This window comes from Companilactobacillus kedongensis (assembly GCF_003946625.1).
GTDB lineage: Bacteria > Bacillota > Bacilli > Lactobacillales > Lactobacillaceae > Companilactobacillus > Companilactobacillus kedongensis.
Window position 1 is genome coordinate 38,952 of sequence record NZ_RHOR01000007.1, and the last position, 25,177, is coordinate 64,128.

Below are 25,177 nucleotides of genomic sequence, written 5' to 3' on the forward strand. Positions count from 1 at the left end.
ATACGGCCCTATTTTTAGATTATGCTTAAAAGCTAACCGTGTACGCTTATGCGTTAACAGCGTTGATAAATTTCGTGGCAATTTCTAATGGACGAGTGATTGCTCCGCCAACTACTACGGCATGACAACCAAGATCAATACAACGACGTGCTTTTTCAGGTGTATCAACTTTGCCTTCAGCTATTACTGGACGATCAGCTATTTTTAAAACTTCCTTCAAATAACTAAAATCATCATCAGCAATGTTCATTCCATCAGTATCAGGAGTATAACCGTGCATAGTTGTTCCAATAATATCAAAGCCAAGGTCCATGGCCTCATGAACATTATCAAGTGTTGCTGTATCAGCCATCAATAGTGTATCAGGAAATTCCTGACGCATTTTAGCTACGATATCAGCTAACTTCTCACCGTGTGGTCTAACTTGTCCTGTTACATCACAAGCTACAACTTCAGCACCAGTGCTGGCAACAGCACGCATTTCCTTCATTGTTGGTGTGATATAAACTGGAGAATCATCATAATCCACTTTATTTAAGCCAATTACTGGCAAATGTGTTTCATCTTGAATCGCTTGAATGTCAACAACAGAGTTACATCTGATTGCTACCGAACCCGCTTGTTTAGCGGCACGAGCCATACGTGACATAATAAATGAGCTGTGCAAAGGTTCCGCAGACAAAGCCTGACAAGAAACGACTAATTTCCCTTTTACTGTTTCCAAAAAATTATTTTTCATAGCTTATCACTTCTTAATTTTCTTTTAGATAGTCATTGTAAATTTTCTTTGCTCCGGCAATCATTTCTGGAGTTGGTTGTGCCATAGGTTGTTTTGTAACACCAGCATTAACGCCAAGTTCTTTGAAGACAAGTTTCAATGATGGATAAATATCATTAGCAATAAGTGCTGAAATAAGATCATTACTATCCTTTTGTAATTGACGAGCTTTGTCAATATCACCATCGTCAAAAGCATTCATTTCAGCTTTAGCACGTTTTGCATTCAAGTTATATGTTGAACCAATGGCACCATCAACACCAAGTGCAAGTGCAGGAAGTAGCATTTCATCGAATCCAGAAAGGATCAATTTGTCAGGGAATCTGTTACGAACTCTTTCTAATAGGAAGAAGTCAGCATTTGTATACTTGATACCAATGATTTTTGGATTTTCGAATAATTCAGCGAATTGGTCAAGTGATAGTGAAACACCTGTTAGAACAGGGATTGAATAGATGATAAGTTCATTATCAACGTCTTTAACGATTTCATTATAATAATTCTTGATTTGTTCAAATGTGTAGTTGTAATAGAAAGGTGTAACAGCAGAAATATGTGGATAGCCAAGATCTGTAACAAACTTAGCTAAATATTTTGCTTCATTTAGATCCAATGATCCAACTTGAGCAATAAGATCAACATCATTTTTAGCTTCATCAATAGCAATCTTAAAGACTTGTTCCTTTTGGTCGTGGCTCATATTGAAGTTCTCACCAGTACTACCACCAACATACAAACCATCAACCTTGTTTACGTCAATGTTGTAACGGATCATTTCTCTTGTGCCGGCTTCATTAACTGTGCCGTCATCATTAAAAGCTGTCATTAATGCTGAATATAATTTTTTCATAATTACCCTCGATTAAATTTGATTTTGTTTGTAATAGTTTTTCCAATCGTTAACCGCTGACATAAATGTACAATACGGTAATTAATATTTCAATAGCATATTCTGGTAATCATTTTCGTTTAATCAATCGTAAATTGTTATAAAAGCGTTTCTGACTATTAAAATTTTTTTAGACTATTTAAAAGTCAATTTAACTAGAATTTCGTTCCAAAAATTGCTAAAAGCGAAAAAGATACTCTATAAAGTAGAAGTAATATGTTAATGATTATCGTTTTTAACATATTCGGTAACTATTTTTAAGAAAACGTTTACATTGATAAAATTCCATGTTATATTTTTCACGTAATAGTTATTCAGTCAATCTAACCGCTACTAATAAACGCCCCTACGGGGTGGATATTAGTGACGGTTTTTTATTTTGAGAGGTGGAAAAATAATGCAAGCATCGATTAACACGGCTGTATTCGCAAATAAGATTCAAGCTGGTGGTTCCCAACTTTCTTATCTGGAACAATTATCCGACTATCCTATCGACAATATCGAGGTTCGTGGAGAGCTCTTCAACGAAGAAACGAAAGATTCAGAGTTAAAAGCAATCTATGAATTATGCCAGAAGCAAAATTGGGGCTTCTTTTATTCAGTACCTGAGCAACTCTTCAAGACTACTGAAGTTAATCCAAATTTGGAAGATCATCTAAAAATGGCTGAGAAATATCATATCGGACATTTAAAGATCAGCCTCGGCGACCTTGAAGATATCTCAGTCGATCAATTAGAAGGTTTAAAAGATCTACTCAATAAATATAACGTTAAAGTTACGATCGAGAATGAACCTAATAAGAATGGCGTTCTAGACAATATCGTTCAACAAATTATCAAATTACGAGAATTAGATATTCCTTTAGGATACACATTCGATTCTGGAAATTGGTATTGGATCTATGAAGACCCTGAAGATGCTTTCAAGAATATTTCTGAAGCTATCACGGTCTTTCACTTAAAGGATATTAAAGATAAAGAAACAGTTATGTTAAACGAAGGTGCTACTGATTGGAAATCACTTCTTAATAACTTATCAAATAACATCCCTATCTTTATTGAATATGAAACTTCTGAACAAGAATTGCCTGGACAAATCAAACTAGTGAACGATGCCTTAAAGGATCGGGACAGTAGATAATGAGTATCCTGCTCCAACTAGTAATCATTTTGATCTTAACCAAATTAGGAGCGCATCTCTCTAGTGTTTTAAATTTTCCTAGTGTTATTGGGGAACTCCTAGTTGGTGTTATCGCTGGACCAGCCGTTTTAAATATTTTGACCGGTACGACCTTTATTCAGTATTTTTCTGAAATTGGCGTCATAGTTCTGATGTTTATTGCTGGACTAGAAGGCGACCTCTCCTTACTTATCAAATACTGGAGACCTGCAATGACCGTAGCGACTCTGGGAGTTATTTTTCCTACATTATCCGCTGCTGCTCTCTGTGCTTGGGTCTTCAACTTTCCTTGGACTACTTCAATGTTCATTGGACTTGTTCTCAGTGCTACTTCTGTCAGTATCACAGTTCAAGTTCTAAAGGAAATGGGTCGGATGAATACTCGTGAAGGAGCCATCATCTTAGGAGCTGCCGTTGCCGATGACATTATCTGTGTTATTCTGCTAGGCCTCTGCGTTGCTTTCTTTGGCTCAAATGGCAGTAGCGACCAGCCAGTTTGGTTAATGATCAGTACCAAATTATTATTCTTCGTTATCATGCTTGTCCTAGGCAAATGGTTTGTCCCTAAGTTTATGTCCTTCTTCAGTAAATTAAATACCAGTGAAAATGAAGCTACTGGTGCCGTTATTTTATGCTTTGGTTTTGCGGCCATCGCCGTTGCTTTAGGCATGAGTGATGTGCTTGGTGCTTATTTCGCCGGTATCGCTCTATCAGAAACAAAATTCAGAGAATCTCTAGCACTAAAAATAGAACCAATAGGATATGCCGTATTTATTCCGGTGTTCTTCGTAAGTATTGGTTTAAATATTACCTTCAAAGGACTCCAGAATGACATTATCTTTATTGTTTCCTTAATTATTATCGCTATTATTGGAAAACAAATCGGTGGAGCTCTTGGTGCAAGACTATTCCATCTATCTTGGAATGAAGCAAATATCGTTGGTGCCGGTATGGTATCTCGTGGTGAGATGGCCCTAGTTGTCGCTAACGTTGCTCTCGGAGCAAAACTGATCGATCAAAATCACTACACAGCAATGATCGTCGTAACCGTTGTTACCACCATCATTGCACCATTGATCTTAAAATTATTTATTCAACGAGCTACAAAAGAAAATAAAATTGCAGACGCTGCAATTAATGAGGTGAAAATATGACAAAAGCTGGTTTTGGTACTCTAAACTGGATTGTCCTAGTTGTTTATTTATTAGCAATGCTTGGCGTTGGCGCTTACTTTACTAAAAAAGCTAGTAAAAATTCTGACGCTTTCTTTACAGCCGAGGGTAAGATTCCCGCTTGGGCCGCTGGATTCAGTATTTATGCAACAACTCTAAGTGCTATCACATTTATGTCTACCCCTGAACAGTCATTCCTAAATGACTGGGGATATGCCGTAGGTAACTTATCAATTCTGATCCTTATTCCAATTTTAATTAAATATTACGTTCCCTTCTTTAGAAAATTAAAAGTTACTACAGCTTACGAATATCTCGAAGAACGTTTTAGCCCTGTTATGAGAGCTATCAGTAGTGCCTTATTTATGCTATATCATATTGGACGTGTAGCTATTGTTATCTATCTACCAATTATTGCTATCACATCCGTTTCAAATATCAATCCAATTCTTATCGCCGTCTTTGTTGGTGGCTTATGTATCGTTTATACATTTCTTGGCGGTATTGAAGGTGTTATCTGGAGTGATGTTATCCAAGGATTCCTTCTACTTGGTGGAGCTTTACTTGTATGTATTTTAGGTATTGCTTATGTCAAAGGTGGATTTGGTACTGTCGTTAATGATGTATCTATTCACCACAAATTCTTCTCTAGTGCTGACTGGAATGTCGGTGATCTATCCAAATTCATCCCATTGATCCTTGCTGGTCAAATCTTTAACAGTTTGTATCAATACACAGGTAGCCAAGACGTTGTTCAACGTTACCAAACGACAGGATCTGTTAAAGATACTAACAAATCACTTTGGACTAACGGTTTGCTTGCTTTGATCACTATTCCTTTATTCTTCGGTATGGGAACAGTTCTCTTCAGTTTCTATAGTCATACTGGTTCACTTCCAAAGGGATTCAATACTAGTGCTATAGTTCCTTACTTTGTTATCACAGAAATGCCTGCTGGTGTTGCCGGATTGGTTATTGCCGGTATCTTCGCCGCAGCCCAATCAACAATTGCCTCCAGTTTGAATGCCATTTCATCTTGTGCCGTTACTGACTTTAAACAAAGATTCTTCAATGATAAACTAAAAAATATGAGCGATGTTACACTTGCTCGTATCATTATCATTATTGCTGGATTGCTAGGTCTAAGTGTTGCTATATACCTACTATTAGGTAACGCATCCGAAACATGGAACCTATTCTTAACAGTTACTGGTATTTTCGGTGTCCCTATTGCTGGTGTCTTTGCTGTCGGTATCTTTACAAAACGTGCAAACTCAACTGGTGTACTACTTGGACTAATTGCCAGTGTTGCTTTGTCATTCTATGCTCAATCACTAAATATTTCTTCACTATTAGTTGCTTGTGTTGCCTTTATCTCTTCATTTGTCCTGGGATATGTCTTCAGTCTATTTATTCCAAAAGCAAACAAAGATGTTACTGGTTTAACAGCTGCCACTATCAATCAACAATATGTTAAAAAATAATTTAGAATAAAGGGAGTCAATAACTTTGCAAGATACAATGACATTGGAACAAATGAAAACTTATCGTGGACGTCAGGAAGTCCCCGAAAACTTTGATAAATTTTGGAATGAACAAATTAATAATTTGCCTACCACACCTGAATATAAATTAACTCTTCAAGATTTTAATCTACCTAATGTAAATTGTTATGAACTAAAATTTAAAGGAACTAACAATGCCACTATTTATGCAAAATGTTTATTTCCCAAAACCGATAAAAAAGTTCCTGTAGTCTTCACATTTCACGGCTACATGGCACAATCACTAGATTGGTCAGTCCTTCTCCAATACCCTGCTGCAGGGCTAGGTGTTGTGATGATGGATGTTCGTGGTCAATCAGGCCAATCAGAGGATAATACCGTCTTTCGTGGTAACACGATCAAAGGTCAAATTATTCGTGGTGCTGTCGATGGACCGGAACATTTATTCTTCAAAGATGTCTATCTAGATGTCTATCAAATAATCGAAATCATCTCCAAACAATCTTTTGTAGATGATAGTAAATTGTACAGTTATGGTGCCTCGCAGGGGGGCGCATTGTCTATCGTCGCCGCTGCATTGAACAAAAAAATTAGTTTAACAGTCGTGATTTATCCCTTCCTATCCGACTTCAAACGAATACTAGAGTTGGGCGATCAAAACGAACCTTATAATGAATTGTTTAGATACTTCAAGTTTTCGGACCCATTCCATACAACTGAAGAACAAATTCTAAATACTTTATCTTATATTGACATTAAAAACATGGCACATCGAATCCAAAATCCAGTCAAACTTATAACTGGATTGGATGACAATATCTGCTTCCCTTCTACTCAATTTGCCATGTATAACCGGTTATCTTGTGACAAAGAAATGTTCACTCTCCCTGAATATGGTCATGAGGAAATGAATGTTCATGTTAATGATAAGGTCATGAATTGGTTATCAGGTTCAACGATCTCGCTTCATACTCAGATATAAGTTTTTATTTCCACTCTTTCCGCCTACGTGTTAGAGTAATTCCACCTGCACAACTGGTTCCATTACTCTAAATCTTCGGCTATATATCAAAAAACTCCCTATTACACATTTATTGTGTATTGGGGAGTTTTTGTATTTATATATATCATCTTGAAAATAACGCCGGAGAGCGCAAGTGATTCGGCCAGCAGTGACAGTTTCGTTAGGACGGAGCAGCCATTCTTACGGAATGGACGTATTACGAGATTTGCGAAAGCAAAGCTCATAATCGAGACTTCAGACCTTGGCTGAAGTCGTTCCCACAGCAGGCCGGATCACTTGTGCTCGGAAGCAAACCACCATAAACATTGTGTAAACGTTTTAAATATATTACATTTGAAGTATAGACAAAAAGGAGGAATAATCATGGCCAAAAAAATCTACAAAGCTACAGTATCTTCAGTTGAGGGAATTGAAGTTAACAGTCACGTAAGAGATTTTGATTTTACTTTGGATGAGCCTATCTCATCCGGTGGGACCAACAAAGGTATGAATCCTGTCGAAGCACTCTTATCAGCCCTTGGCGGTTGCGAAACCATGGTAGCTAAATCATTTGCTAAGTCACAAGGAATCCTTTTAAGAAACGTCAAAGTAGAGGTCCAGGGAGAATTTGATCCAGATGGATACTTGGGAAGAAATCCGGATGCTAAAGTTGGTTTCTCTAAATTAACCTCTACTTTTTACATTGATGCTGACAATACTGAAGAAGAAGTCGAAAAATATATCGATTTTGTAACTAAACACTGTCCTGTACATGACACTATTGAAAATGCTCCAGTATTTGAGGACAAAGTAGTACCATTTGAATAATAAAAAAAAACAAGACTAATAATTACTAGTCTTATTTTTTTTAAGCGAAAAAAGCTATGTTATATTGCATGTTTAAGGTAAAAATGGTTATGTAACAACCCTTTTAATTTTCTTGGGATAATTCATCAGCCTTTTTGGCCTCATCTACTTTTACTTCATACCAACCAAATAATCGCCTAATATTAGATATTGCTCGTTCAAATGACAATACTCCAAGTAATAATATACATGGAAGATATTGAATCAAATAACGACTACGTCCACCTTCAAATAGTAATAAGAAGATAAAACCACCGACCAATGATAATCGCAGAATTTGGATCAGATCATTTCGCGGTCCGAATCCTAAGGCAATTATCACTAGTAACGTTATCCACCATAATTGAGCTGCAAATCTAAAGTCGGCAATATGCCTTCCGTAAAGATATATGTAGTTCTTTAATTTATTGGTAATACCCTTATTATTTGGCTTTTGATTCTCTAGGAAGAAATGTCCTTCCTTCAACCAACCAAAGGTCCCATCGGCTGTATTGTTACGCTGCTTCATAATCAAAAATTTGAAGTAGCCCCAGGGGCCAAGTTTCTTCAAACGTTTTTTTAGCATCATAACGGAATAATCGGATTTTTGCTTTTCAGTCGGAATGAAAGTCATCGCGACAGCTTGATGCCAGTCATAGCCACCTTGTCCATACACGCCCATGGCCATAAAGTGAATAGCCGGGATCGAACGTGACTTGTCGATTTTTATATACGTCTGGTTTTGAATCTTATTGTTAGCAACCATATAAGTAGCTCCGCCACTAGTACCGACCAGTGCTAAAGCCGCCAAAGTTACCACTACTCCGCTCATCGTCACATGTTTCTTTTTGATCAACCAATTTAAGGCTCCGATAATAACTATCGCAATCACTGGGATAATTGCCGAGGGCTTTACAAAATAAACTAAAACCACACTGAAACCAAAAACTAATCCGGCCAAGACAAATGACAATTGTTCTATCGGTGTGCTCATCTTTGATGTTTTATACATAACAAAATAACAGAACAAATACATTGATACTAATGGCAATGACCAGGCATCGGTATAAGGCATGATGATTGTTGGAAAGACCATCAACCATGAAGAATGCATATAAAGTGCTGTGCCTAACATTCTCTTTTTGATCAACATAATACTCATTAAATTAATTAATGCTGACAGATCCACAGAAACTAATGTTACGTAATCAAAGAATAACCAAGAGGATTTACCACTTAATGTTACTAACCAATGCATGAAAAGCATGATAGGCAAGTTATTTTGGTTAAGACTAAAGTAACTCGTAACATCGACTTCCTCAGCATGTTTAGTGCTTTCGGCAGCATGTAACAACATCCCTGAGTCAAATCCACTGCCTGGATGACAATATGACACAAAAAATATTTGAGCAATGACAACTGCCAATAATATCAAACTACCAGTTAAGACTTGATGGGTAATAAAAACGTTATAAAACCAAGCTCGAATTTTAGGATATGCATAGATCATGACAATTACTGCAACAATAAAAATAACTAATCCTGTCGTCACCATGGTTGTACTAGTTCCAAAGGTATCGTTGTCTCCAATTATTATGTTTACTGAAGTAAATGCAAAAAAGAGAGTCAGAAAAAATAAGACTCTCCAAAAAATATTTATCACTGAATTACTAAAATTATAAAATCTACGCATCTGGTTTTCCCTATTATTTTTGTTCCGATTTAGTTTCTGATTCTATCGGTAATTTTCTATCCGTTACGTCAATACAATATGCACGTGTTGGTGAGTCGCTGACTTCGATCCTCAATAGCATGGCCCCACTTGCACGCAAAATTGCATCAATTTCATTAAATAAATATTCGGTTACATTTTCAACAGTTGGATTAACAGTCTTGAATTCAGGCAAATCATTCAAATATTTACCTGACAACGCATCAATTGCACGATGCAGTGACTTTTCAATATCAAAGAAAGAAACCATTGCTTCAGCAACATGCAGTTCACATGTGATTTCCCAAGTATGATTATGCTTTTTACCAGTCCCCGATTTCCAACGAACCGCATGACTTGCATTAACATACGATTTAATCTTATATGACCGTTGCTTTACCATGATTTATTCTCCTTTTCTATCTTTTTGACGCTGTTCTTTAATAGTTTTAACATCATCTTTTAAAACATTTTTAAGTTGGTCCATTTCAGTACTGATGCCACGCATTTTCCACGATGCCTTGGTCGTCATACTATTAATAATCCCGATCAAACGAATCCATGAACAGATAAACATATACAGCGGCAACGTTAATGTTACCCACCAAAGACGCAAGTAATAATGTTGTTCCTTTGGATACTTCTTAAGTAAAATTCCTACACTGACGTAATTGATCACTGCCACAAAGACATACAGCGCATAGATCAAAAGATATGACAGTAACAAGATCAATGGTGAAAATCCAAATGCTATCAAAACAAAACTGGCAAATGTCCAAATCATTCTTGGAAAACTAAAAGTATGATCGATCATCATTCTTCATACCAAAAAGTTATTAAAGAACTTATTTAATCCAGCTGATTGTGACATGTAGTTATGTGTAACTTCCATTTCCCCGCGTTGCCATCGTTGCCGTTGCGTATATAGTTCTTTAAATCCTGAAATTGGTTCAACATAAAAAATAGCATCCGCACAAACAATAACTTTTTTACCTAATCGAGTCCTGATTTGGAACGTCATATCGGTGTCTTCACCAATGGTGTCGATATCATACAAGAAAGTTTCCATTAGAACTTCACGTCTAAAAGCTGAAAATGCTCCTGACATTGTAAATAATTGATCACGAGATGATTCGATCGTACGTCCAGACATAAAGGCTTGAGCATATTCATAATATTCATTTTTAGCCAGGATACGATGCCAAAACCCTTTCACACCTTGGACCAATTCTTCCTTAGGCATTATGGACCCAGTCATAGCAGAAATACTAGGATCATTCTCAAAACGCAAAACCATATTTTCTACAGCGTGCGGTTCCAAGATACCATCACTATCAATATTAATCACATAAGTTCCAATACTCTCATAAATAGCTGTATTCAAGGCTTTAGCTTTACCATTATCAGTATTAACATAGCGCAATATCAGCTCTGGAAAGGTATTCTGTGCTTTCGCATAGGCTCCAAAACTATCGTCTGTACTCTGATTGTTTGCCAAAACTATCTGCATGGCATCTTTAGGATAGGTCTGATTGTTGATCGATCGAATACAGTCAAATAGAGTATCTTCAGAATTATATACTGGCACAATAATTGATACATAAGGCCATTTGCCAGGTGCTACTAATTTCTTTTGATATTTATGTATATACATCAACTTAATAGTAGAAATAATTGCAGGAATTATTTCTACTATAATTGGAATAAGCGCCCAAGTGATCCAGAAGCCCATTTTATTAAGTGCCAAGTTAATCCAATACATCACTCCTTACTACTCCTCCGATCTATGAACTTTCGATAAATTCCACGTGCTAATTGAGAGTAAGTGAAGACGTTATAATACAGTGCAATGACTAATACATAGAAGACTAATCGTCCGATAACAGAGTGCGCCAAAAAGAATGACTGTCCACCCATGAAATGAACAATTGTTATAACTACGATCAATCTTAAGACATTGATAAAATATATAAAAAGCATCCCAAAAACAGCATAGAATACTTTTTCCTTACGTTCATACATTGGGAAAAAGACGACTAATGAGACAAATGCACATGTTTCAATAATTCCTGAACATTCATAATCGATCGACATAATGACCGGGTTATGACCGTTAGTAATATACACTAATCCCGTTTTCAACATGACTGTAGCCCAGCCGGTTATCTTATTTAAAAGATCGACCCCATGAATTACTGCATGGGTAAAAAACCAGACCCAGTACGGACGGCTAATTGCCATTAAGATAAAGAAAAGTCCAGCACTACCAACAATAAAGAAGAAAGCAGATAACTGGGCTCTTTTTAGTACTGACAACATGTACAGCCATACCACGATTCCCAGTAGGATGTATATGTTCATTTTATATCAGTCCTATTATTTAATTTATTCATCAAACTATTTACCAGAAGTACGTGCTCCACGTTTCAAATATCCCGCTTTCTTAAGTTTGACATATCCAAATCCAGCGATTAAGACCCCGACTCCAGAAATCAAGAGTGGACCTGTTGAACCACCAGAAGTCGTGACTTTCTCATTACCAATGTTGGGATTGTACATAGTAATTGTTTGGCCACCCATAGTTGAAACATCTAACTTGCTAAGATCTACTCGGAACTCACCAATATTGTTTTTTCCATCATTAGTGACATAACCATTTCCGACTTTTCCATATTGATGGCCTTCATTATAGTCACCACCAGTAAAAGTAACGGCCTTAGTTTCATTATCAGCTAAGCTACCAGGGATCTCATCAGTCCAAACGTAAACCTTCTTACCACCAATATCAAAATTATAATCACCATAGCTAGGTACTTGTCCATACTTCATTTTGACATAAACATATACGTAATGACCATCACTGACCATAGCTGTATAGCCGTTATAACCTTCAGTCAATTGGATATTCTTCCAATCTTGATACTTACCATCAATATTAATATTCAAATTATCATTAGTATTGTTAGCATTGGCATCTGTTGGAGTATCACCTTTTTCATTCTTATCGGCTTTACCATCAACAGTACCTACAGCATTTTTTTCACCAACAGAATTAACAGTTGTGGTTACCGCATCACTACCAATATTAGAATTTTTCATTGAAATCTGTTTACCTACATCTGAATCAGGTAGGTTGAACTTGCTTAAATCAATTTTGAACTCGGCAACACTTTTACCATCAACAGTAGAGACATATCCGTTACCTACTGTTCCATATTGGGTACCGTCAAAATCTGAACCACCAGTTAGTGTAATCTGTTTGGCATCACCCTCAGCAACATCACCAGAAATATCGTTAGTCCAAGCATGATAATCTTTTCCACCAACACTAAAGACATAATCACCATGACCAGGCACCTGTCCATTGATCATTTTCACGTAGACATTAACATACTGACCGTCACTGACCATTCCGGTATATCCATTGTAACCTTCGACCAAGTTAGTATTTTTCCAATCAGAGAATTGTCCATCAATGGTAATAGGATCAGAATCAGCACTTACAGTTGCAGGTTTTATACCTGCTATTGAACCGCCAAGTCCAAGCATGATCGCTGCGACCACTATCATTTTACGTAATTTCATAACGTTGAATTCCCCCCTTTAACTTTAGGATTCCTCAAACAACTATTTTGACATTTTATTGTTTACAAAAATATTTATACTCCATTTTATTTTAACTTAATTTATAGTCATGATAAAGATACTTTGCTCATAATTCAAATATAAATAACTTGTTCTATAGCAATTTTATTATCACAAAAGGATTAGCGAGTGTGATAAAACATGGTCAGCTTTCGAGCATTAAGGCAAATAGCTCCAGTAATCCGACTTTGGATTACTGGAGCTATTTGCCTTAAGCGGAAAAAACTATATTTTGTTGCACGTTTATGCTGCATGTTAAGGTGAATTCTATTCCATTTCTTCACGGTCATTGAATCCATGAATAGTTCTATAAACTCGTAAATTAGCAAGTCCTACATCCCGAACATTTTCAATCGTCACTTTACGACTGGCACTATCTTTTCTAGAAACATAATGATATAAAGGCTTGTTATCCAGATAAAATTTCTGTGCTAAAGTTGCATATTCCACATTGAAAACTTCGTCCTCCATCAAATCCAGATCTGTTTGAAAAGACAGATTATTTTTTTTTATGATAGATGTACGATAAACTTTGTTCCACGTGTAACCCATGACTGTTCCATTGATTTTAATGATCTGCTTGATTGCTTCATCTCGATCAACAAAACTGTTTTGACGGTCAATTCTTTTATTCTTTTTACCGTTATCGTTGAAGAAGCCACATGTTGCCATGTCTAAATCATATTCTTTAAACAAGCTTAGAAAAAAATCAACGTATTCTGGTTCAACAAAATCATCACCATCAACAAAAGTAACCAGATCAGTCTTTACTACCTGCAATCCAGAATTTCTAGCCGCTGAAACTCCAGCATTTTGCGCATGGCAAACAACTCTGATCCAGTTATACTCTTCTTCGTATTTTCTGATAACATCTAAAGTATTATCAGTCGAACAATCATCAACAATGATCACTTCAAAATTTTTATTAGTTTGGGCGATCAATGATTCGATCGTTTTGTTAATGTAGCCAGCGACATTATACGCTGATACAATAATTGAAAGTTTATTTTCTGTCATTAATAAAATCACCTTAATAACATTTTACTTCAAAAAACCTAATACACGCAACGAATTATCGGGGAGGAAAATTATGAAACGTATCTTAAATCTTGAAGGTGCAATAAACCTACGTGAACTGGGGGGATATAAAACCGCCAGTGGCCAACAAATTAAATATAATAAACTCCTTCGTTCAGGAGATATAAGTAATCTAACGCCTCAAGCTTTAAATTACCTTAAAAAATATGGATTAAAATATGTCGTTGATTTTCGTTCCGAACGAGAACAGAATGCTTGGACCGATCAAAATACTAATTTTTATAAAATTTATTCAGACCCAGTCTATCCATTAAAAGGCAACGGCGAAAAATTAATGAACGCTTTTGACAGTCAACAGTCATATCTAGGGATGATCTATCAATCAGTCCTTTTGGATAAATACGGACAGAGAGCTTACAAATTATTCTTTGATCTCTTATTAGAAAATGATCAACCAGATGAGTCGTTATTATTTCACTGTGCTGCCGGCAAGGATCGAACTGGCATGGGTGCTATCCTGATTCTCAAAGCTCTAGGGGTTGACGATGAGACAATTACCAAAGACTACCTTTTGACAAATCTTATGTACTCCGATACAGCTACGATCGCCCGCACTTTAAATGATAAAAACGGTAGTGAAGACATCAATAAAATGAATATGACTAAAGCTGATTTAGCCAGTGTCACTTCTGTCTTCGCTGCAATAGACCACTACTATGGAAGTTTTGAGGAATATTTGCACTCAGCTTTTGGAATTAATTCAAAAAAGCTCAAAAAATTAAAAAGAATTTACTTAGAGTAGGATAACTATTATAATCAACTTACCAAATATATAGTTATGAATCGGGGTAGCCAATGAGCTTGTTAGAACTAAAAGACGTCAAAAAATCTTTTATGCTAGGCAAAAAGAAGTTTCCTGTTCTAAAAGGGATCAATCTGGAACTTGATCGCGGAGAATTTGTTTCAATTCTAGGTGAATCCGGTGGCGGTAAAACAACCTTACTAAACACTATCGGTGGATTAGATTCTCAATTTGAAGGCGATATTCTTGTTGACGGAAAGTCGCTCAAAAAAGGATCAGATAAAGCTTTGGACAATTACCGCAGTCACACTGTTGGTTTTGTTTTCCAGAGTTTCCATCTGATCAGCCACTTAACAATTTTAGAAAACGTTCTAGTTCCTCTAGAAATGTCATCGCTAAGTAAATCAGAACGTGTACAACGTGCTACTGACTTATTAAAAAAGGTGGGACTAGAAGAACATGTCACTAAACATCCCAATCAATTATCCGGTGGACAAAAACAACGTGTTGCTATTGCCCGTGCTTTAGCAAATGACCCAGAGATCATTATCGCTGACGAACCCACTGGAGCCTTAGATTCACAAAATACAAAAGAAGTATTAAAAATCTTAGACGATATTGCCAAAGAAGGTAAATTAGTAATTGCCGTTACCCACTCACAAACAGTCGCTGATTATGGTACAAGAATCGTCCATTTGGCAGATGGTGTGATCGATTCTGATAAAGTGATTCGTGACAGCTATGAGATAGAAGATGTCAGTGATGCTAACAAAAAAATCACTCATCTAAGCTTCATGGATACCTTTAGATTAGCTTGGGAACACATGATCTACACAAAGGGCCGAAATATTCTGATCATAATTGGTGCTGCAATAGGTATCTTCTCAATTATCTTGATGCTGGGACTAGGATCTGGTGTCACTGGTTATATCAATGGCGAAATGACTAAACAGATCAATCCTAACGCTATCCAAGTTACAAAGAACTTACCGCAAAATGGGACCAATACAGATACTGATTCTATAAATATTACTAAATCAGATATAAAAGACTTTAAAGACATCAAGAATGTTGAAAAAGTTGAAAAAGCCTATTTCCTACAATCTCCAAAGTTAAATTACAATAAAAAAAATACCAACGTTCAATATTTCCAAACTTGGAATGCAACTGAAAAGACTGGCGACATCACCAAGGGATCAAAGCCAGGTAACGGTGAGATCATCCTGCTTAAGTCGGATGCTCAAAAACTAAATAAGAAACATTACAAGAATTTAGTTGGTAAAACCGTCAAGATGTACATCTCAACTTTAGATGATGATAAGAAACCTACTCAAGTTGCTATTGACTTGAAAGTTTCAGGTATCATCAAATCCGGATCCTCTGCCATCACTTATGACACTCTAAAATCCGCATCTAAAAAATCTAACGTAACCATCAAACCTAACTTTGCTACCTTGACAGTTAATGAGACTCAAAATGTCAAAGCCGTTCAAGATAAGATCAAATCTTATAAAATGACTGTCAAAAACAAGAAACAGAATAAGTACATGATCACAGGTGTCGGTGCGATCATTGACCAACTTAATACTTATCTAAACCTTGCTTTCTACGTTCTAGCAGGTGTTGCTGGTATTTCCTTGATCGTATCAGCTATCATGATTATCGTTGTTCTATACATCAGTGTTTCTGAACGTACTCAGGAAATCGGTATCTTACGTGCCATCGGTGCTAGAAAGAAAGATATTAGAAATATGTTTGTTTCTGAATCATTCTTAATTGGATTAGTATCTGGGGTATTTGCCGTTCTAATTGCTTATGGAGTTCAACTATTGATCAATAATGCGACCCAAAATGCTTTTAAAGCAACAATAGTCTCGATATCACCGGGTAATGCCATATTCGGTATCGCCATAAGTATCATTATTAGTTTGCTTGCTGCTCTAGCTCCATCAAGACGTGCTGCTAAACTAGATCCACGCGATTCACTAACAGATGAATAAATTAATAATCCTTAAAATCTCAGCTTAGGCTGAGATTTTTTTGTATAATAGAGATTCGATAAGATCGAGGAATCAATCAACAAGTATGATGTTTTTGTGAACTTTACGGTAGACATCTTTATGAACGTCCGTTTGTTTTGTATACTTATCTTTGTCAAAGTAATGGAGGAATAATTATGTTTTGTCCTAATTGTGGCCACAAAGTTGACCCTTCACAGAAGTTTTGTGACAACTGCGGTGCGGCCTTAAAGAAAAGAAATACCAGTGCTGACCTAAATACTGATGAACTTCATCAATCTGAAGAAGACGATACTATTCGTTCTCTTTCAGATATTGAGGCTGAACTTAAAGCAGCAGAAAAGAAGCCAGAACCTGCACCAGCGTCTAAAGAAACACACTACACACAGGCTCCAGCTCAACAAAAAGCTTACGACAGTGTAAGAGAGGCACCCGTCAAGCCTGCTGCACCTAAACACACTGAGCCTGCGACTCACTATGATCCCGTAAAAACTTATGAACGTACAAAGTCCGATCCAGCTGATGCATTAGACGATCGAACAATGGCTTACAATAAAAACGATTTTCGACAGGCTGAAAAGGTTTATCACGATCCTTATACCAATAAACCTTATAAACCTGCAGAAGATCCCTTCAAGCCAACTAAAAGTGAATTAAAGAAACAACAAAAAGAAAAGTTAAAAGAAAAAGTTGAAAAACAAGGAGACGGTCTATTCTCCAATATGTTAAGTTTTGCTCGTAATAACAGTTACTTAAGTATTTTCGCTGTTATCATCACAGCAATTCTCTTAGTCTTTAAACGTAATTATGGATGGATTGCTTTAGCAGTCTTTATTCTATTGTGGTTTCTCACATCACAATTTAGACATGGCAAAGAAGTAGGTCTAAATAAGAGATTCTCACATTCAAATGAAGATGCTGATAAACCAGCCAATGATAATGTACACACCTCTGGTAATAGTTATGATCAACCTAGAGAATATCAACATACTGAAAGACCTGCTAAAACTAAAAAAGAACATAAAGTTCGTGATGCCAGTCGTGGTAAGAATTCACGTCAGATCATGATCATTATTTCTTCAATCATCGGATTTATTTCATCCGTTAGCGGTCCATTTATCAATGGCGTTTCCCTGTCCAGTACTATTGCCTCCGCAGCTAACTACACAGCTAACTTAGGTGCGCAAACTACTCTGATCATGAATGCATCTTCAGCTATCCGTTTGATATGCTTCATTTCACCAGTTATAGCCTTGATTGCAGCATGCTTCAGATCACATGGAAGTATCAGAATAGTTAGGATCTTCACCTTATTACCAACTATTATTTATGCATTGGTATATGGAATATTCTCATCTGGTGCAGTAAATTCAGCTGCCATTACTGGTCAAACTGCTATTGGCGGTACAGCCTTTGGATATAGCTTCTATATTCTATTGATAACTTCAATTGTTTCATTGTTATTGGCTTATACATTAAGACCACATACTAGATAGTAGCTTTGTTTGCCTTACCGCCTCCGATTTTTAGTAATTCCGCCTGTTGCCGGACCATCTTCAGCCAAGGTCTGAAGATTCGATTCCGAGCTTTGCTTCCCGCAAATCTCAAAATCGTCCATGCCGTAAGAACGGAAATTCACCGTTCTAACGCCATTATGGCGACTGGCTCCATTACTAAAAATCTCCGGCTAATATACACTAAATATTTAAATAGAAAAATATAGATCCCTGAATATATTGGATTTTATTGTAAAATCCTGTATATCTAGGGATCTTTTTTTATATCAATATGATTTAAATCATGTGACAATTCCAATCCAATAACTATCTAAGCCGGAGAGTGCGAGGGTGTTGGTCAGTAGTGAAAATTTCGTTAGGATAGCGCAGCTATACTTACGAAATGGACGTATTTTGAGATTTGCAGCACTATGCAAAGCTCAAAATCGAGACGTGAGGTCAAGACTCACGCCGGTCCCACAACAGACCGACATCCTCGCACTCTTCGGCGATACCAACCTAAATAAAATTTTCAGGCGTTTTTTTTGTATATTTGGCAGAATAGTCTATAATTCAAAGTAAGAAAACCGGATATGTTTAAACATATTTAGTTTTCGATAACCTCATTACTTTACTAGACCTAAAGAATGAGGACCCAGTTGCCAATACCCCACCAGTTTAAGAAGACTGCCGTTGCGGCAGCTGCCTAGTTTCGTTTCATGAATGGGATAGATATAAGGGGCCTAGCCCCTTATTTTTAAATCAATATACGGGGATGAAAAGTCGATACTAGAGATTAAATATTTTATTCGGAGTAGCTGGTTTCATGAACTGGCTCAACCATTTGAATAAACCCTCCTGATAATTACAACTACTAATACGTTTCTGAGAGGATATTTACAACCTCTCTGAAAAATTAATACACCAACTTTAAAATAAGAAATGCTTCCTAAAAAAAGACTTCTGAGAGTGATCTCAGGAGTCTTTTCGTTTACTTTAAATATGTAACAAACCAATTTACAACTTGTTGGATAACTTCATCTTGATGCCATTCAATTGTTCCATGACCTGCATTTCTGATCATAATAAGTTCTGTTTCGACATCATAGTCCTTTAAAGCTTCATACATCTTTTTACTTTGAGAGGGGGAAACTAAAGTATCTTGATCTCCAGCCATCAACAATATGGGTGGCAATCCTTTTTTAACATGATAAAGTGGACTGGCAATTTGTGCTTTTTCAATATTTTTTTGAACTGGTTGATGTGGGGTAACGCTAATGTTCAAGCCATTCAATAAAACAGCTTCTGGTGAAGCTGGTGATTTATGACTATTCTGAATAGCCTCACTAAAATCAGAGCCAACTGTCAATAAATCGCTCAATCCATATAGTGAAACTACCGCCTGAACTGATTCAGAAACATCCAAATTATCACCTTGACTAAACTTTTTATCATCTGCCACACCGATCATTTGGGCTAAATATCCACCGGCTGAATCTCCTAAAACACCTATTTTATCAGGATCAATATTGAATTCATCGCTGTGCACTCGCAAATAACGCACCGCCGCTTTTCCATCAACTATTGGATCAGGAAAAACACTTGGAATAACTCTGTATTGAGCCGCAGCTACTACAAAACCTGCCCGAGCCAATGCATAACGAAAATCAATAAATTTATGATAGTCTGCCTTAGTAAATCCACCACCAGGAAAATATAATACTGCTGGATGTGGACGATCATCTCTTGGTACTAATAGGCTCATCTTTAACTCATTTATAACATGCGAATCATTAGTATTACCAAAATTCTGTTCATAAACAACATCACGAAATTCATCGATTATCTCTTGTTTAACTGGTACTTGAATACTTTTCATCAAATCGCCTAGCTTTCAACTAAAAATTCCATTCTATCAGCAATATTAGTAAAAACGCCATCGACGCCATATGAGAATAGTTCTCTAGCACGGCTAATGCTGTCAACAGTCCAAACATTGATCTGATAGCCATAATCTTGCATTTTTTTAATTTTTTCTTTAGTTAATCCATTGGAATCTGGATGGATTATTTTAGCATGACATGCTTGCATCGTTAAATTCCAATCTTCCTTTAAACCGTCTTCATCAAATAAAACTGCATATTTAAGATTTGGTTTAAGTTGGTACATTTTTTCTAGCATGATTGGATTAAAACTGGAAATTATCAAGTCAACATTTTCATCTAATCTATCTAATGCTTCGGAAAATTGTTTAACTAAGCTGTCTGCTAAATGATTGGCGTCATCCCCAACAACACCTTTTAACTCAATATTAGCATTCAACTTATGAATATTTAAAAAATCGATCAATTGATTCAGCGTTGGAATCTTTTCACCACGATATTTTTCAGCGAACCAATATCCTGCATCGGCTGCCTTAACATCGCTACTGTCCAAAGTTTCAATTGATCCAGTTCGATTAGTCGTTCGGTTCAACTTATCATCATGAATAATAAAAACTTTTTCATCCTTAGTTATGCTTAAATCTGTTTCTAACCAATTGATCCCGTAACTTATGACTTCGTTAAATGAAGCCATAGTATTCTCAGGCGCTAGCGTCGGGATCCCTCTATGAGCAAATATTTTTTTTGTCATAATAATCCTCCATGCAGTTATTATAGGCTATTTTGTCCGTTAATGCGGATCGTTTATTCTGGATATAAATTATTTGGTGAAGGTTTTGCCGCCTACGGTTGAGATGAAATTGCCTGCTGTTGGACCGACTTCAGCCAAGGTCTGAAGTCTCGATTTGAAGCTTTGCTTACACAAATCTTCAAATACGTCCATTCCGTAAGACGTCTACGACGTCCAACGGAATTACAACTGCTGGCAATTCATCTCGACCTTCGGCTAATTATAATTCAAGCATTACAAATAAAAATATTGTAATAATTCTTAGTCCAATAAAAAATCCCACCATATACACATTTAAGATTATATACAGTGGAATCTATATTTTAATTTACTATTAATATGAGTCGGAGATTTCAAGTAATGGAGCCAGTTGTGCAAGTGGCGTTAGAACAGTGGTTTTCTGTTCTTACACCACCGACGAATCGGAGATTTGCGTTAGCAAAGCTCAAATTCGAGACCCAAGACCAAGGCTTGGGTCGGTCGCATAACAGGTGGAATTACTTGAAATCGGAGACGGAAAAACAACAAACAATTATGCTTGATATCTTGATTCCCCGTCCAAATATGTTTCAGATAAACTCATGTCATCATCTAAGATGATAAAGTCAGCATCATGTCCAGGTGTGATTGAACCACACTTGTCAGCAATCTTAGAACTCTTAGCAGGAACATAACTACCCATTGTTACGGCTTCTTCGTCTGTGGCAATATTCCAGTCAACAACATTCTTGATAGCATCTTTAAGAAGTAGAATACTTCCGGCTAGGTTATGTGGTGCTTCTTGTAATCTAACTTGACCATCGGCAACTGTAACAGGTAATTCACCTAATACATATTCACCATCTGGCATTAGTCCGGCACTCATACAGTCAGTAATAAGTGCAATGTGTTCTGGAGTTTTCTTGTCGATAAGGATTCTGGCTGCATATGGTTGAACGTGATGTCCATCGCAGATAAGCTCATCATCAACAAAATTCATTGACATAGCAGCTCCGACCATTCCTGGTTGACGGTGATTCAAACCACTCATACCGTTATATGCATGTGTAAATCCTGAAGCACCAGCTTCGACACAAGCTTTAGCTTGTTCAAAGGTTGCTGATGAGTGACCTAAAGTAACGGCAACATCATCAGAAGCAACAGCAGCTGTAAATTCTACTGAACCTTTTCTTTCAGGAGCAATTGAGATCTTCTTGATCATACCGTGAGCAGCTTCTTGCCATTCTTTGAATTCTTCAACATCTGGATCTCTAAAGTACTTAGGATTTTGTGCACCCTTATGTTCTTCAGTGTAGAAAGGTCCTTCAAAATGGATACCGCGAACTTTAGCACCAGTTGCTTTTTGATAGTTTTCACCGATCATGCGGCAAGTTTCCATTAATTGTTCATGAGAAGCTGTCAATGTTGTTGGCAACCATGATGTAACACCAGCCTTTAATAGGCCTTCTGACATTTCGTTGATCTTTGTCCAGTCGTTGTCCATAACATCATTTCCAACAAGTCCATGGATATGTGTATCAACAAGTCCTGGGGCAACCATCTTATCAGAATAGTCAACGATCTTACCTTCTGGCTTATTGTCCTCTGTGTAGAAACCACCGAATTTACCGTCATCAGTAATTTCTAGGTAGCCACCATTTTCAGTCGTATTCTTCAAAAAGAATTTTTTAGCATGAATGTAATATGTCATTATTCAGTCTCCTCCAAGTTATAATTCCATTATAGCAATTATTAATGGTCTATACCAGATTGATTTAGGAATTTTTACGTGCAATTTCATTCTCACGCTATCCATCAATAATGTAAATTGAAAAAATAAAAAATCGTACCGAATTTTCATCGATACGACTCAAGTTTAATTATTATTTTCCATCTTCATAAAGGCGGATCTTACTCTTAATGATCTTTTCGCAAAGGTCTGGGTATGAAATACCAACAGCCTCTGCTTCCCTTGGCATTAATGAACGGGGTGTCATGCCAGGTAATGTGTTAGCTTCCATGACATATAATTCACTGTCACGTAATAAGAAGTCAACACGTCCATAATTACTCATAGCCAAAGCATCAAAAGTTTCTTTAGTCATTTCTTGCATGCGTTTGTGAGTTTCATCATCCAATTCAGGAGGAGTGATAAAGTGAGTTACACTATTATCTTGGAATTTGTGATCAAAATCATACCAACCTGTATCAACAGTAATTTCAACGGCTGGTAAAACAAGTCCATCAACGATAGCGACTGAAAATTCTCTACCTTTGATATATTCTTCGATCAAAGCTTCTGTATCAAATTGCAAAGCATCTTCAATAGATGACTTCAATTCTGAAGCATCACGAATGATATGTGTACCAACACTTGAACCACCATTAGAAGGTTTAACTACCATTGGGAATCCAAAAGGAATCTCATCTTCTGTAATGTCGGCTGTTTGTGTCGTTGTATAGTCAGCTGTTTGAATATGATTTTGAACAAAAACTTCTTTAGAGAACTTCTTATCCATAGCGATACCTGAAGCTAAACTGCCACTTCCTGTATAACGAATATCAAAAACATCGAACATAGCTTGCATTTTACCATTTTCGCCATCTTCACCGTGAAGTCCCATGTAGACAATATCGGCATGTTGACAAATTTTCAAAACATTTTTCCCAAGTAATCCTTTAGTACCATCTGTACGTAAAGCTTCGATTTTTTCATTGGTTAAAACTTCATCGTCAATGATCATTTTTGATTCATCTTCTGGTTCAGTAATGAATAGATCGTCGATCTTATCTTCATCAACATCTTCACCTAAAAATGAATCAACATAAGCTACCTTGTAGCCTTTACTTCTCAACGCATTTGTAATTTTAGCACCTGATGAAAGAGAAACGTTTCTCTCGGTACTTTTACCACCTGAAAGGACAACAATTTTCATTGTTCGTTCACCTATTCTTTCTTTATTTTAAATTCCATTTAAGCGATTTCCTAGAACCTATAGAATACCACAAAACGGTTTTAGTGACTATTTTCAAACTCCACCACGGTAAAAATTCTTACTAAGTTCTCGTATTTTTCACATATTTTTGGTTTAATGTGGAGTAAGGAGGATTTAGCCTTGAAAAAGTTAAATATTGTTTTACTTAGTTTAGTATCTTTAATCACACTGGGAATTTTCAGTGCCCAAAGTGTAAAAGCTGATAGTTTAGACGACCAGCCTGTTATGACCTTAGGAACGTCGCTGACTGACAGCCAAAAGCAAGGTACAATAGATGCTTTGTCTTCTCAAATCAACAACAGTAATTATAAGACAATTACTGTTACTGGTGACACTTTAGTTAAATATTTGAATCCCAGCGGAAGTTCTTTTACAAGTAGTTCTGGTGTCTGGTCATCAGCCTTGATCGAAAAAACTTCATCAGGTTCAGGTATCAACGTTAAAATCGTCGATTACAACGGAAGCAATAACATCACAACAATTACCGCTGACCAATACAGAAATGCGGCCATTACTGCCGGTATCAGTGATGCAAATATCTACGTTACTTCGGCAACAAGGATCGATGGTTCTGGTGCTTTAGCCGGTATCTATGCCGCCTACGCCAGTTCAGGTGATTCATTGAACCAAAGTCAAGTTAACGCCGCTCAAAACGAAATGGGTGTTTTAAGTGATATTACTGACGCCAATAAAGGTACAGATGGATATACTGACAAACAATTAAACAATGCTATTGCCGGTATGAAGTCCGATATGGCTCAAAAAGGTTCAAACGTTACCGTTAATCAAATCACAACGATCGTTAATAATAATCTTCAACAAAATAACCTTCAAAATATCATCACTGATAACCAGAAACAAGAAATCATCAACTTAATGGTTAAGATCAAAGATTCTGGTGCTTTGAAGAATTCAAACTTCAAGGAACAAGCCAATAAGTTAAGCAGTGATATTACAAGTAAGGCCAAAAATATTTTCAACAATCTAAACACACAAGAAAATCGCAACTTCTTACAAAGAATCTGGGATAGTATCGTTTCATTCTTCCAAGGTTTGTTTAACTAAAATTGTTTGACTAGTTATTCCGCCTACGGGTGCGAGAAAGTTTGCCTGCGGTTCGACCGGTCCAAGCCATGATCTTGGATCTCGCTTTTAAGTTTTGCTTCGCAAATCTAAAAAGTCGTCGGTTGTGTAAGAAGGAAACCTTCTAACACAACTTTAACCGCTGGCAAATTTCTCGCCCCCTTCGGCTAAATTTACATCTATATATAGTAAGTTGATATTCAAAATGAATTTTAAAAAGGCTATATTCCAAAATCAATGGAATATAGCTCTTTTTTATAGAAAACAATTTTATACATCACTTAAACATATCGAGCCAACGGCGATGAGTAATGGAACCAGTTGTGCAAGTGGAGTTTTACTCCACTGACGATTACAAGATTT

General features: G+C 36.6%; 20 protein-coding genes and 1 pseudogene. 9 read left to right on the forward strand and 12 right to left on the reverse strand.

Going from position 1 to position 25,177, the window contains the following annotated elements; translation table 11 throughout:
• Window positions 1–46: 46 nt before the first annotated feature.
• Both EKM60_RS05745 and EKM60_RS05750 read right to left on the reverse strand, forming a co-directional pair.
• Window positions 47–739, reverse strand: coding sequence for an N-acetylmannosamine-6-phosphate 2-epimerase (locus EKM60_RS05745; protein ID WP_125713378.1), 693 nt, complete (start codon window positions 737–739; stop codon window positions 47–49).
• A gap of 13 nt (window positions 740–752) precedes the next feature.
• A complete protein-coding gene (locus tag EKM60_RS05750) occupies window positions 753–1,628 on the reverse strand; it encodes an N-acetylneuraminate lyase (protein WP_125713380.1) in 876 nt (291 codons plus the stop codon).
• 436 nt (window positions 1,629–2,064) lie between these two features.
• On the opposite strand from EKM60_RS05750, the gene EKM60_RS05755 reads away from it, so the two are divergent.
• From EKM60_RS05755 to EKM60_RS05775, 5 genes are all read left to right on the forward strand, one after another.
• Entirely contained in the window at window positions 2,065–2,808 is a 744-nt protein-coding gene (locus tag EKM60_RS05755) for a sugar phosphate isomerase/epimerase family protein (RefSeq protein WP_125713382.1), read from the forward strand.
• Complete coding sequence (locus tag EKM60_RS05760) at window positions 2,808–4,001, forward strand: cation:proton antiporter (protein ID WP_125713384.1); 1,194 nt, start codon at window positions 2,808–2,810, stop codon at window positions 3,999–4,001. The genes EKM60_RS05755 and EKM60_RS05760 overlap by 1 nt, the downstream gene beginning before the upstream one ends.
• Window positions 3,998–5,503 carry a sodium:solute symporter gene (locus EKM60_RS05765; protein WP_125713386.1) on the forward strand — a complete coding sequence of 502 codons (1,506 nt, stop codon included), beginning with the start codon at window positions 3,998–4,000 and terminating at the stop codon, window positions 5,501–5,503. The genes EKM60_RS05760 and EKM60_RS05765 overlap by 4 nt, the downstream gene beginning before the upstream one ends.
• A 25-nt stretch (window positions 5,504–5,528) precedes the next feature.
• Window positions 5,529–6,506, forward strand: coding sequence for an acetylxylan esterase (locus EKM60_RS05770; RefSeq protein WP_125713388.1), 978 nt, complete (start codon window positions 5,529–5,531; stop codon window positions 6,504–6,506).
• A 405-nt stretch (window positions 6,507–6,911) separates the two neighbouring features.
• Window positions 6,912–7,355 (forward strand): OsmC family protein, encoded by a 444-nt coding sequence (locus EKM60_RS05775; RefSeq protein ID WP_125713390.1) that lies wholly within the window; start codon window positions 6,912–6,914, stop codon window positions 7,353–7,355.
• Window positions 7,356–7,458: 103 nt separating this feature from the next.
• On the opposite strand, the gene EKM60_RS05780 is transcribed toward EKM60_RS05775, so the two are convergent.
• The 6 genes and pseudogenes from EKM60_RS05780 to EKM60_RS05805 form a co-directional block, all read right to left on the reverse strand.
• Window positions 7,459–9,066, reverse strand: a complete 1,608-nt coding sequence (locus EKM60_RS05780; RefSeq protein ID WP_125713392.1) for a TIGR03766 family XrtG-associated glycosyltransferase — start codon at window positions 9,064–9,066, stop codon at window positions 7,459–7,461.
• Window positions 9,067–9,079: 13 nt separating this feature from the next.
• Entirely contained in the window at window positions 9,080–9,490 is a 411-nt protein-coding gene (locus EKM60_RS05785) for a 6-carboxytetrahydropterin synthase (protein ID WP_125713394.1), read from the reverse strand.
• Window positions 9,491–10,846: pseudogene (locus EKM60_RS05790) on the reverse strand (TIGR03111 family XrtG-associated glycosyltransferase).
• On the reverse strand, window positions 10,846–11,445 hold the full coding sequence (gene xrtG / locus EKM60_RS05795) for an exosortase family protein XrtG (RefSeq protein WP_125713396.1): 600 nt from the start codon (window positions 11,443–11,445) through the stop codon (window positions 10,846–10,848). Before xrtG ends, EKM60_RS05790 begins: the two are co-directional and overlap by 1 nt.
• Window positions 11,446–11,481: 36 nt before the next feature.
• Entirely contained in the window at window positions 11,482–12,633 is a 1,152-nt protein-coding gene (locus EKM60_RS05800) for a Firmicu-CTERM sorting domain-containing protein (RefSeq protein WP_404811397.1), read from the reverse strand.
• A 363-nt stretch (window positions 12,634–12,996) separates the two neighbouring features.
• Window positions 12,997–13,746 carry a glycosyltransferase family 2 protein gene (locus tag EKM60_RS05805; RefSeq protein ID WP_125713400.1) on the reverse strand — a complete coding sequence of 250 codons (750 nt, stop codon included), beginning with the start codon at window positions 13,744–13,746 and terminating at the stop codon, window positions 12,997–12,999.
• Window positions 13,747–13,819: 73 nt separating this feature from the next.
• Between EKM60_RS05805 and EKM60_RS05810 the strand changes: the two genes are divergently transcribed.
• The 3 genes from EKM60_RS05810 to EKM60_RS05820 all read left to right on the forward strand — a co-directional run bounded on the left by EKM60_RS05810 (window position 13,820) and on the right by EKM60_RS05820 (window position 18,083).
• The gene (locus tag EKM60_RS05810; protein ID WP_125713402.1) at window positions 13,820–14,569 is read left to right on the forward strand and encodes a tyrosine-protein phosphatase; all 750 of its coding nucleotides are present in this window, start codon (window positions 13,820–13,822) and stop codon (window positions 14,567–14,569) included.
• 53 nt (window positions 14,570–14,622) lie between these two features.
• Entirely contained in the window at window positions 14,623–16,569 is a 1,947-nt protein-coding gene (locus EKM60_RS05815; RefSeq protein WP_125713404.1) for an ABC transporter ATP-binding protein/permease, read from the forward strand.
• 176 nt (window positions 16,570–16,745) lie between these two features.
• The gene (locus EKM60_RS05820) at window positions 16,746–18,083 is read left to right on the forward strand and encodes a zinc-ribbon domain-containing protein (protein WP_125713406.1); all 1,338 of its coding nucleotides are present in this window, start codon (window positions 16,746–16,748) and stop codon (window positions 18,081–18,083) included.
• Window positions 18,084–19,074: 991 nt separating this feature from the next.
• On the opposite strand, the gene EKM60_RS05825 is transcribed toward EKM60_RS05820, so the two are convergent.
• The 4 genes from EKM60_RS05825 to EKM60_RS05840 all read right to left on the reverse strand — a co-directional run bounded on the left by EKM60_RS05825 (window position 19,075) and on the right by EKM60_RS05840 (window position 23,671).
• Window positions 19,075–19,962, reverse strand: coding sequence for an alpha/beta hydrolase (locus EKM60_RS05825; protein ID WP_125713408.1), 888 nt, complete (start codon window positions 19,960–19,962; stop codon window positions 19,075–19,077).
• Between the two features lie 8 nt (window positions 19,963–19,970).
• Window positions 19,971–20,717 (reverse strand): glycerophosphodiester phosphodiesterase family protein, encoded by a 747-nt coding sequence (locus tag EKM60_RS05830; RefSeq protein ID WP_125713409.1) that lies wholly within the window; start codon window positions 20,715–20,717, stop codon window positions 19,971–19,973.
• A gap of 571 nt (window positions 20,718–21,288) precedes the next feature.
• Window positions 21,289–22,446, reverse strand: coding sequence for an N-acetylglucosamine-6-phosphate deacetylase (gene nagA, locus EKM60_RS05835; protein ID WP_125713411.1), 1,158 nt, complete (start codon window positions 22,444–22,446; stop codon window positions 21,289–21,291).
• 172 nt (window positions 22,447–22,618) lie between these two features.
• Window positions 22,619–23,671, reverse strand: coding sequence for a D-alanine--D-alanine ligase family protein (locus EKM60_RS05840; protein ID WP_125713413.1), 1,053 nt, complete (start codon window positions 23,669–23,671; stop codon window positions 22,619–22,621).
• Between the two features lie 156 nt (window positions 23,672–23,827).
• Between EKM60_RS05840 and EKM60_RS05845 the strand changes: the two genes are divergently transcribed.
• Complete coding sequence (locus tag EKM60_RS05845) at window positions 23,828–24,796, forward strand: DUF1002 domain-containing protein (RefSeq protein ID WP_125713415.1); 969 nt, start codon at window positions 23,828–23,830, stop codon at window positions 24,794–24,796.
• Window positions 24,797–25,177: the final 381 nt, after the last annotated feature.